The sequence below is a fragment of the Flavobacterium sp. genome (assembly GCF_049318185.1).
In the GTDB taxonomy this organism is placed as follows: Bacteria; Bacteroidota; Bacteroidia; order Flavobacteriales; family Flavobacteriaceae; genus Flavobacterium.
Genome location: NZ_JBMOGV010000078.1, coordinates 1 through 10,819, shown reverse-complemented (window position 1 = coordinate 10,819; position 10,819 = coordinate 1). Strand labels below are relative to the sequence as shown.

The window sequence follows — 10,819 nt, the reverse complement described above, 5'->3', positions numbered from 1 at the left end:
CAATTAAACTTAATGTTCCGTTTGTTCCTGCGTTTGGTGCAGCTTGAATTGTTACCGTTACAGTAGCTGTGTTAGGAGTTGTACAAGGGGAAGTCGCTGCTTGAGTGTAAGTATACGTTCCTGCTCCACCTGTTGTAGCTGACCATGTTCCACCTGTCGCTGGTGTTCCGCCTAAAGCTGCAAATAATGAGGACTCACTTACGCTTGTGCCTGCGCAGATTATTAAACTTCCGTTTGTTCCTGCGTTTGGTGCAGCTTGAATTGTTACAGCAACCGCTGTTCTTGCGCTTTCAGAACCATTTAAAGTTTGAGAAGCATAATAATTTCCAGAAGCTAATGCAACATCAGGAGCTAAAGCATCTCCACCTGTAGCGGCTGCATACCATTGAATAGCTGTTCCTGTTGCCACTAAATTAGCAACTGTCGCTGGAGCACAAAATATTTGTGACGATGCGATTGGTGCACTTATATATTCTCCAATTGCGAAATCACCAAATCCTGATATACCAGTTGCTGTTGCTGTAGTAGCAGTCACATTAGAAGTAGTAAAATAAGACCAAACAGCACTGCTATACAAACCTACTTTAAAATTAGCCAATGAAACATTAGCATCATTATCTCCACTTGTATAATTGAAATCAGCACTGTAAGTTCCGAAATCAACTAATGCATCATTAGTTAAAGTCCAAGTTCTGTTAACACTTTTAGAACCATTAAAATATGAACTAGCAATAGCGGCATGATCACCTGAGGTTGAAGAAGCTCTAATACTTCCAGCTGCAGTTGTATTTCCTGAAAAAGTCAATGCTAAAGGAGTATAATTATTTGAATCCCCAATGGCATAATTAAAGGTAGGGCTTGCTCCAGAAGCTGTTTGTTTTTTCAAATTACCAACAACCCATCCTGATGTTAAGCCTGCACCAGTGATACTTCCTGAATTTCCTATAGTTAAAGTATTACTTACTGTAGTGATTTTACCAGAAACAAAAGAAAGTGTTCCATTGATAGTCAAGTCACTATTTAATGTGACTGCTGTAGCTGGAGCTGTTTGATTAACGGTAAAAGTTCCCGAAACAATTGTAGGTCCATTAATATTCTTTGGAGTTGATCCACTCAAAGTAAGGTTTCTGTAATCGGATCTTGCTGTTACAGTTTGTGCGCTTGCTGCTACACGAACGTATTCTACCGTACTATTAGCTCCTAAAGTAAGATTTTCAGTTCCAACAAATTGAATATCCGCACCGTTACTACTTGGAGTTTCTCCACTTGAAACAAAACCGGTTAATTTAGGCACTTTTACAGTTCCATTAATGCTAACCAATCCCCCAGTAGGAATTATAATATAAGATGAAGCACTAGTTGGCGCTACTAGTATTGAACTTTCATCAACGGTTAGATTTTTAATAACAGGAGTAGCCGTAAATGTTACATTGGCAGCATTTAAGAGCGAAACTGTCCCAAAGCTTTTAGTTGTAGCAGATGAAACAGTAACACCATCATAGATAACTTCTAGATTAGTGTCAAATATGTTTCCAAATGAAAGTGCGGTAGTTCCTTTATAAATGACAGTCTGGTTTCCTGAAGATGGAACCATAACATCGAGATTTCCTGTTCCTGCAGGACCGATTGATGCTCCTGAATTTAAAGTAAGTATAATGGGAGCTTGATCTGTATTCCCTAAACGCACTTTTGTTCCGTTGGCAGGATCTGCTCCAACTGTCCATGTTCCATCAAGTGATACTGCAGTTGTATTTCTTATTTCAAACACTTGAGAAGCATCTACAAAATTAGTAGGTGAAGTTCCAGTTCCGTTTGTATTTAATCCCCAATTAGCAACATCAGTCAATAATCCTGTACCTTTATAATAATAGGTTGTTGCCAATGCTTGTACTGGGGAACTAGTAGTACTTTCCATTGAATAATTAAATGCTTTATCAACAGAATAAACTTTATAGTAGTAATCCACTCCTGGACTCAAGCTAGTATCTGTAAATGACGTACTTGTTCCAATGTATCTTACTACGCCAGCACCAATAGAATTATTAAATTTATAAATTCCATTTTGATTTGGATCATCTGTGGCAGATGGAACAGTAGAAGCAAAACGAACAACTACATAACCTCCACCATCAACACCACCAGTTGCGGCATTCCAACTAACATTAGCACCACCATTAGAAGCACCACTAGCTGTAATTGCACCTGGTGAATTTGGTGCTGTGATATCTGGAGAGTTAGCTTGATAAATAACAAAATCATCAAAATCTGCTGAATATCCAGCAGAAGCGGCATCAATAGTAAATCCTGCAACTCCAAAATTTCCAACTACAGTAGCATTAGTAGTAATTGAAACAGCAACTTTAGTCCAATTCGAAATACTAGTTGATAAACCCGCAGCTACGCTTTGTTTGATTCCAATTGGAGGGGCTTGAGTTGCAGAGGTGTTATCTACAAATAAGTCAACTGTGCTTGCATCTAAAGCAGTAGTTGAAGCTGTTTTATACCAAAATTGAATTTGATAGGTGGTATTAGATGCAAATGCCCCAGCTATTTGAGGGGAATAGAAATTTTTTAAAGTACCACTAGTTGATCCTAATGAGACATATTTTGGACCACTTCTACCCCCAGTTGAATTTAAAACTCTAACAACGTTTGAAGTAGTGCTAGCCGTCCAAAGTGAAGAAGATAGAGCTGCATTTGAAGCGTTTCCTCCGGCAAGAGTAGTTGTGTGGTTCTCAAATCCACCATCATGAACAGAATAAGCTCCAATACCTGTTTGTGCATATCCAGTAATAGAAAGGCAAAAAAGAAATAATAATAATGAGTAAAATTTAGTTTTCATCAATTTTCAATTATAATTAATAATAATCAAAAATAAATACATATTATTTTTATTCTAAATAAAAACTTTGTAAATAATGAATTCTGCAGTAATAAGTGTATAATTTGATTTAAATGAAAAAAAAGTTAAGAATTATTATGAAGTATTAATTTATTTAAGTCTTCTCTTCTGCTTTTACTAATTGGGATTTTATAAGTTTGAATTTCAATTAAATTACCATCAATTGCTTCAATTTTATGGATATTAATAATAAAAGATCGGTGGACTCTGAAAAAATTGTTTTTAGGAAATATTTCTTCTAATCTATTTAAAGAAACTCTTGAAACACTAATCTTCTTTTTGGTATGAAATCGAGCATATTCACCATGACTTTCGATAAATATTACTTCACTAAAATTAATTTTCTCTAGTTTATTTTGATTCGTTTTGAAAAAACTAAAATCTGTAAATTGAGTTTCTGGAAATTCATTTTCAGCAGGAGTAATTTCGGGAATTATAGCATTTTTTTTATCAAAAACTCTATTAACAGCCATTACAAAACGCTCAAATGGTATTGGTTTTACTAAATAATCAATTACCTTTAAGTCAAACGCTTGAAGTGCATATTCAGAATATGCAGTAGTAAAAATGGTGTTTGGAGGATTTTTTAAAGTCTTGAGAAACTGAATCCCATTAAGTACAGGCATGTTAATGTCTAAGAAAAGCAAATCTACGTGCTGTTGCTGAATTTTAGTCAATGCTTCCATAGGTTCGTTAGAAATCCCTACAATTTCAAGCTGCGGGATTTTTGAAATGTACTCCTCAATTAATCGAAAAGCTGGTTCTTGATCATCAATTATAAAACACTTTATTGTATTCATAACTATTTTATTTTTTACTTTTTAATTAAATATCAGGAGTTTAAGACCGTAATTTTAATCTATTTAAATTTATTGTTATAATCTTATGTTTAAATATATTTCATAAGTACTTTCCAAATCAGTTACTTCAAATGTATATCGGTCTTTATAATCTAATTCCAAACGGTTTATAGTATTATAATTTCCAACACCTTTTTCTAGTTTATTTTGAATAGCCATCTTATTGTTTTTAATTTTAAAATATAAAAATTCATGATCTGTAGCCAATTCAATTTTTACATAAGCTGCTTTTGAAACTCCGATTTGACTGTGTTTAAAAGCATTTTCAACAAAATTCAATAGCAACATTGGAGCAATTCGTTGGTTTTCATCATAGAGTTTGTGAATAAAATCAATATCAATTTGTGAATTATAATTAAGTTTATATAATTTAATAAAATCCTGAATCATAGTTACTTCTCTATTAATGAGAACACGATGCGTAGAACAATCATATATTAAATAGCGCATAAAATTCGATAAATCATAAATCATTATTGCCGCCTCTGGACTTGTGTTATGACATTTTGAATAAATTGAATTCAAAGTATTAAATAGAAAATGTGGTGTGAATTGGCTTTTTAATAATTCAACTTCAAAATTTTTTTTCTCTTTTATAAGACGAACCATCTCGGATTTATTTTGCAAGTGATTGATGAAATCCAAATAAAAAAGAGATGAAGCTAACGTAAATAATAAAAATAACAAATGATAATCTACAAAATTTAATTCCAACGGAAGTTTAAATACAAGATTAAAATAGGACCATACCAATAATAATACAGTTATTAAAAGAGCATTTTTTAACAATACACTCAAAACCCTCTTTCTAATTATTAACTCTTTTTCTAAAAAATTAATATTGATAAAAAAAAGCAAATAACAAAAAAAGAGCATTTCAAGAACAAGGAAAATAGTATCATTGACAGAATTTAATTTAAGTATATTATCTAACAATTCATAATAAATAACTGAAATAAATGAAAAATAAAAAAATTGAAAAATAATTTTTTTGAAAACAAATAATAAATGCTTGGATTTCAACATTTCAATTTAACTTTTATATAAATAAATTTATCTTTTGAAAAAATAATTTCTAGTTTTTCGACATCAGTAACAAATAAATTGCAGTGAAAATACAAAAATATGCAGTAAGTTAAAATAACTGCTAATATTCATTTATCTCAATGATAATGCTAAGCTACACTTTTTTTTTGAATTGAATTTTATTTGTTACATCTTGCATAAAATTTATAAATAAAATTATTTTTACTATGAAAAATTTCATGTTTAAAATCTCGATATTTTTTTTATTTATAACTATTTCGTGCGAAAAAGATAACGCCTCAGCCATTCAAACAAATCAATTGAATAGTGGTTCAAGTCAATTTGTTTTTACTTATTCTGGGTTGCCTCAAAAACCTATAAATGTTTTTTATAATATTCCAAGCGGTAATCGAACAAACATGCCAATTGTAATGTTATTTCATGGTGACGAAAGAAATGCAAATGAGTATCGTGATATATGGATTAACGCCTCAAATCAATATGGTTTTATGGTTTTTGCTCCAGAATTCAATAGTACTGATTTCCCAGGCGGAAGCTCTTACATTATTGGAAATGTATATCAAGACGGAAATTATCCAACCATCCAAACACTAAATAATGAAAGTGTGTGGACATTTTCTATAGTTGAACCTCTATTTGATTATATTAAAACAAATTCTGGAAGTAATGCACTTACTTATAATATGTTTGGTCATTCAGGTGGTGGCCAATTTGTTCATCGATTTGTATTAATAAAACCAGATGCAAGATACGATAAAGCGGTTGCGGCAAACAGTGGTTGGTATACAGTTCCTGATGGTGTTGCAAATTTTCCTTATGGAATTTTAAATTGTCCCATTGCAGCAATTAATCCGAATGATTATTTTAGTAGAAAATTATATATCACTGTTGGCGAATTAGATAATAATGGCTCAGACCCTACGCTTCGTCATAATAACGCGAGCGATTTACAAGGATTAAATAGGCTTGAGCGCGCAAACTATTTTTTTTCAAAAAGCCAAATTTATGCGAACACAATTCAATCTACTTTTAATTGGCAATTTAACACCGTTGCAAATTCTGGACATAATGCAACTTTAATGTCAAATAATGCTGTTAGTATATTTTTTAATTAATTTTATTTATGAAAAACAATAATCTCAAAAAATATTTAAAGCTATTTTCTTTTCCTTTAGTTTTTATTCTTTTTTGTACCTTTTTCAATCCTAGTGAATCTAATCCTAAAATTGGAATTATGATTGGCATTGCAATATGGATGCTTGGATGGTGGGTTACAGACATTGTGCCTGTAGCTATTACGTCGTTATTACCTATATTATTGTTTCCCTTAACGGGAATAATTAGTGGCGAGGAAATTTCAAAAGTTTATTTTAATGAAGTCGTTTTTTTATATATAGGAGGTTTTTTACTCGCATTATCCATTGAAAAATGGGAAGTTCATAAACGAATTGCCTCAAGAACATTAATCGTTTTTGGACAGGGGACCTTCCAAATTTTAGCTGGATTCATGCTAGTTACTTCTCTTCTTTCAATGTGGATGTCCAATACTTCAATAGCTTTATTAATGCTTCCCATAGGTATATCTGTTTTAGATAAACTTAAAGAAATATATAGCGAAAAAGAATTAGGCAAATTCAAGACAGCACTTTTACTGGGAATTGCTTATGCTAGTTCAATTGGAGGTATGGCAACTTTAATTGGGACTCCAACAAATTTGGTTTTTAAAAAAATATATGAAACCTCTTTCAAAAGTGGTTTTAAAATTAATTTTGCAAATTGGATGATTTTTGCATTTCCAATTTATTTTATTTTGATTATTGCCGCGTTTTTGATTTTATATCTCTTTTTTAAACCCAATAAAAAACTCGAAATCATTGACAATACTTTTTTTAAAATAGAAAATATGAAACTCGGCAAAACTCCCTATGAACAAAAAGTGGTATTGTTTGTGTTTTTACTATTTGCCTTGTTGATGATATTTCGAGCGGATATAGTAATTGGTTCGTTTCAAATTCCCGGATGGAGTTCGCTTTTTAATCATTCTGACTATATCATAGACGCAGTTGTTGCAGCATTTATCTCCATTTTGCTTTTTATTATACCTTCAAAAAACAGACCAGGAAATACCATAATGGATTGGGAAACTGCCTCTAAAATACCTTGGGGAATTATTTTATTATTTGGAGGTGGCTTTGCTCTGGAAAAAGGTTTTGAAGTTTCTGGCCTGACACATTGGATTGCTTCAAAAATAGGATTACTTTCTGGAAACGAAATGATAATTATCATTCTAACTACTTGTTTTATTGCAATATTAATGACACAATTTATTGCAAATGTTACTGTGGCTCAAGCTTTATTACCATTATGTGTAGCACTTTCCATTTCGCTTAAAATCAACTCTTTGTTTTTGATGATACCCATCACTTTTGGTGCATCAGCAGCTTTTTTACTACCTATATCAACTCCGCCAAATGCAATCCTCTTTGCTACAGGTCAAATTAAAATGAAAGAAATGCTCTTGCCAGGACTAATTTTAATAATAATATCAGGGATTGTAATTAGTCTTGCAATGAATTATTGGGGCACTTATGTGTTTGGAATAACAAAATAAACACAAAATTATTTGCAAATTCATTTTTATTTTAACCGCTTTACGAAAGTTGAAGTTTTGAAGTTTTGAAGTTTTTTTTATAACATTTCCTCAGTAAAATAATCTATAAAAATCAGCATTTGATTTGAAGATAAATCTATATCTCCCCACTAAGAAAAAAGCTCCTCAATTCATTAAGGAGTTTTTTTATTTTTGAACTAGATAATATTATTCCAAAGCGAAAGTCACACTTACATTAGTATTGATTTCAATTTCACCAACGGCTAAAGTTTCTCTTGTTGCAGAAGCATCTGATGCCATTGCCATAACATTTCCTTTATACATAGGCTGCGGATAATAGGATTGCGAATTATCAGTAATTAATAAAGCTTTACCTACCTTTTGTCCTAATACTGAAACATAATCAGCCGCTTTTTGTTTGGCATTTTCCATGGCTTTTTTACGCGCTTCTCTTTCATAGGTTTCCATCTTTGATGATTTGAATTCAACACCTTGAATAGAGTTCACACCAACATCATTTAATCCCGTAGTTATTTCATCATATTTTGATAAATCTTTTAAAGTGATACTTATTGATTGACTGGCTTGGTAGTTATATTTCTTTTTTTCATAATCATAGCTTTTGTAAAGATTAACATTTTTTGTTTTATAGTCTGTAGAGGGAATTCCGCTTTTTTTCAAAAACTTTATTACTTTATCTACAACTTCATCATTTAATGATTTTACTTCTTTGGCATCTTTACCTGAATTTTGAAAACCAACATTGATAATCACTTGATCAGGTTCTACTTTTACCTTTCCTTCTCCTGTCACTGAAATTTGAGGAACTTGTAGCTTTGTTTCTTGTGCTTGGAGTGCAATAGCTAAAAATAAAGCTACTACTAAAATTAGATTTTTACTATTTGATAAGTAATTAATTTTTGGACATTTTTGAATTTTCGATTTCATAATTTATTCTTTTAATTGATACTATTTTATAATTTTCAAAAGTTATGCCAATTATAGTTTTCCCATTTTTTCTAATACAAAAAGTATAACAATTGGAATAGCTAATAGAATAACCATCAAAGTACTTTCTTGAAACAATATTGGGTCTTTTAGTAAAGTAATAGCATAACCACCTATTGCACCACCAAAATGGGCAGTGTGTCCTATATTATCACGTTTAGCTTTCATCCCATATATAGAATACATCAAATAGGCAATTCCAAAAACATAAGCTGGCATAGGAATTATTCCAAAAATTCCAATTACCATATCGGGATATAACAAAATTGAAGAATATATTATTCCAGTCACAGCTCCCGATGCTCCAACGGCACTGTAATTATTATCGTTACCATGAAAAACCATAGTCAATAGACTTCCAAAAACTAAACTTCCAACATATAGTAATAAAAAAGTAAAATTCCCTAATTGACTAATAACTACGGGCGCAAAGGAATACAAAGCAATCATATTGAAAGCCAAATGCATTATATCCGCATGCAAAAAAGCAGAAGAAATCATTCTAATTTGCTCACCTGCTCTTATACTTCCAACATGAAATTGATATTTTTTAAAAAAGAATACATCGTTAAAACCTTTTAAACTAAATAATATGTTAGCCAATATTATACCTACTAAATATATACTTTCCATTTTTTAAATATTTTAGTAAAAATAATACTTCTTTATGTTTTGTTAATGTTAAATAGGTAAAATAACTTTTAACTTTATATTTGCAGAAAAATTATTTAAATGCAACTCGTTTTTTTTATTTTACTATATCCTATAATTTGGTTCATCTCTATACTTCCTTTCAGAATATTGTATATGCTTTCTGATTGTGTTTATATTTTAATTTACTACATTATTGGTTACAGAAAAAAAGTTGTTCGCGGTAATATTACCTTGGCTTTACCACATTTATCTAGAAAAGAGCGTTTACAAATTGAAAAAAAATCATACCGTCACCTTTGCGATATGTTTTTAGAAATGATAAAAACGATGACTATTTCTGTAAATGAAATTGAAAAAAGGTTTGTTTTTACCAACTTTGAAATGTACCAAGAAATGGAGAAAAAGAATAAAAGCATAGCTATAATGATAGCACATTATGCCTGTTATGAATGGACAATTTCTATGAATAGTAAAATTAAATATGAAGGATATGCTATTTACAAAAAAATAAACAACAAGTATTTTGATAAATTAGTTAGAGATATTCGTTCAAGATTTAAAGCAAAACTAATAAATACTAAAGATACAATTCCAACTATGGAAAAAAATGCAAAAAACAATCATTTAGGTTTATTTGGATTTGCTAGCGATCAATCACCACAAGTTAGTAAAACTTTTCATTGGCAAAAATTTATGGGCATCGAAACGCCTGTTCATACTGGTGCTGAAATGTTAGCCAAGCGATTTGATATGAATGTGCTTTTTCTTCGTGTAAAAAAAGTGAAACGTGGTTATTATGAAGCTACTTTTGAACACCTATTTGACAATCCAAAAGAAGTTCCTGATTATCAATTAACTGATGAGTTTTTACGTAGAGTAGAAAAGCAAATCTATGAAGCGCCAGAATTTTATTTATGGACACACAATCGCTGGAAACACAAGAAAAAATAACATACTGTTTATCGTTAGGAAAACCAACTTTTTACCATTAATTCCTCATTATTTTTAGCTTCTTTGTGAATAAACTCATTAGTTTTTGAGTTGTATTGATAATCCTTTGACCAATCAGAGTGATTTTGAGCTAATGATTTGATACTATCACAAACAAACTGTATTTCTTTTGAAGTTGTTGTAGGATGAACAGACATTCTAATCCAACCAGGTTTTTTTATTAAATCGCCTGATGTAATTTGGCAAACTAAATCATTTGATGTTTCATGATCTACATGTAATAAGTAATGACCATAAGTTCCGGCACAACTGCAACCGCCTCGAGTTTGAATTCCAAATTTATCATTCAATAATTTGACACCAAGATTAAAGTGCAAATTATCTATATAAAAAGAAATCACCCCTAACCTATCTTGATGTTGATTAGCCAGGATATGAATATTATCAATAGCATTCAATTCACTGAAAATATAATCTACAATTTCATGTTCACGTTCCAAGATATTCTTAACACCCATTTGCTCTTTTAACTGAATAGCCAACGCCGTTTTAATCACTTGAAGAAAACCAGGTGTTCCGCCATCTTCTCTGTCTTCAATATTATCAATATATTTATGTTCACCCCAAGGATTTGTCCAACTTACTGTTCCTCCTCCAGGACAATCAGGTACATTATTTTTATATAGATTTTTATTAAAAATTAAAACTCCTGAAGTGCCTGGACCACCAAGAAATTTATGAGGCGAAAAGAAAATAGCATCTAAATAACTTTCTTCATCAGGATGC

9 protein-coding genes are annotated in these 10,819 nt (G+C 31.0%); 3 read left to right on the top strand and 6 right to left on the bottom strand.

Features of this window, described 5'->3' with window-relative positions:
• The 3 genes from ACOYLT_RS08075 to ACOYLT_RS08065 all read right to left on the bottom strand — a co-directional run.
• Nucleotides 1–2,842 (bottom strand): beta strand repeat-containing protein (locus ACOYLT_RS08075; protein ID WP_422853351.1); only part of this gene is annotated, 2,842 nt, incomplete at its 3' end.
• A 125-nt stretch (nucleotides 2,843–2,967) separates the two neighbouring features.
• Complete coding sequence (locus ACOYLT_RS08070; protein ID WP_422853350.1) at nucleotides 2,968–3,702, bottom strand: LytR/AlgR family response regulator transcription factor; 735 nt, start codon at nucleotides 3,700–3,702, stop codon at nucleotides 2,968–2,970.
• A gap of 75 nt (nucleotides 3,703–3,777) precedes the next feature.
• The gene (locus ACOYLT_RS08065; protein ID WP_422853349.1) at nucleotides 3,778–4,476 is read right to left on the bottom strand and encodes a sensor histidine kinase; all 699 of its coding nucleotides are present in this window, start codon (nucleotides 4,474–4,476) and stop codon (nucleotides 3,778–3,780) included.
• A gap of 539 nt (nucleotides 4,477–5,015) precedes the next feature.
• On the opposite strand from ACOYLT_RS08065, the gene ACOYLT_RS08060 reads away from it, so the two are divergent.
• Both ACOYLT_RS08060 and ACOYLT_RS08055 read left to right on the top strand, forming a co-directional pair.
• Nucleotides 5,016–5,924, top strand: a complete 909-nt coding sequence (locus tag ACOYLT_RS08060) for a hypothetical protein (RefSeq protein ID WP_422853348.1) — start codon at nucleotides 5,016–5,018, stop codon at nucleotides 5,922–5,924.
• 8 nt (nucleotides 5,925–5,932) lie between these two features.
• Complete coding sequence (locus tag ACOYLT_RS08055) at nucleotides 5,933–7,420, top strand: SLC13 family permease (RefSeq protein WP_422853347.1); 1,488 nt, start codon at nucleotides 5,933–5,935, stop codon at nucleotides 7,418–7,420.
• Between the two features lie 207 nt (nucleotides 7,421–7,627).
• On the opposite strand, the gene ACOYLT_RS08050 is transcribed toward ACOYLT_RS08055, so the two are convergent.
• Entirely contained in the window at nucleotides 7,628–8,368 is a 741-nt protein-coding gene (locus tag ACOYLT_RS08050; RefSeq protein WP_422853346.1) for an SIMPL domain-containing protein, read from the bottom strand.
• Between the two features lie 51 nt (nucleotides 8,369–8,419).
• Nucleotides 8,420–9,061, bottom strand: coding sequence for a rhomboid family intramembrane serine protease (locus ACOYLT_RS08045; RefSeq protein WP_422853345.1), 642 nt, complete (start codon nucleotides 9,059–9,061; stop codon nucleotides 8,420–8,422).
• A 99-nt stretch (nucleotides 9,062–9,160) separates the two neighbouring features.
• On the opposite strand from ACOYLT_RS08045, the gene ACOYLT_RS08040 reads away from it, so the two are divergent.
• On the top strand, nucleotides 9,161–10,033 hold the full coding sequence (locus tag ACOYLT_RS08040) for a lysophospholipid acyltransferase family protein (RefSeq protein ID WP_422853344.1): 873 nt from the start codon (nucleotides 9,161–9,163) through the stop codon (nucleotides 10,031–10,033).
• Between the two features lie 14 nt (nucleotides 10,034–10,047).
• Here the strand turns inward: ACOYLT_RS08040 and ACOYLT_RS08035 are convergent.
• On the bottom strand, nucleotides 10,048–10,819 hold a 772-nt coding region (locus tag ACOYLT_RS08035), incomplete at its 5' end, for an aminotransferase class V-fold PLP-dependent enzyme (protein ID WP_422853343.1).

Coding starts and splice junctions, on each gene's coding strand:
- ACOYLT_RS08045 (WP_422853345.1), bottom strand. CDS start 9,061: ATGGAAAGTATATATTTAGTAGGTATAATATTGGCTAACATATTATTT.
- ACOYLT_RS08055 (WP_422853347.1), top strand. CDS start 5,933: ATGAAAAACAATAATCTCAAAAAATATTTAAAGCTATTTTCTTTTCCT.
- ACOYLT_RS08040 (WP_422853344.1), top strand. CDS start 9,161: ATGCAACTCGTTTTTTTTATTTTACTATATCCTATAATTTGGTTCATC.
- ACOYLT_RS08070 (WP_422853350.1), bottom strand. CDS start 3,702: ATGAATACAATAAAGTGTTTTATAATTGATGATCAAGAACCAGCTTTT.
- ACOYLT_RS08060 (WP_422853348.1), top strand. CDS start 5,016: ATGAAAAATTTCATGTTTAAAATCTCGATATTTTTTTTATTTATAACT.
- ACOYLT_RS08050 (WP_422853346.1), bottom strand. CDS start 8,368: ATGAAATCGAAAATTCAAAAATGTCCAAAAATTAATTACTTATCAAAT.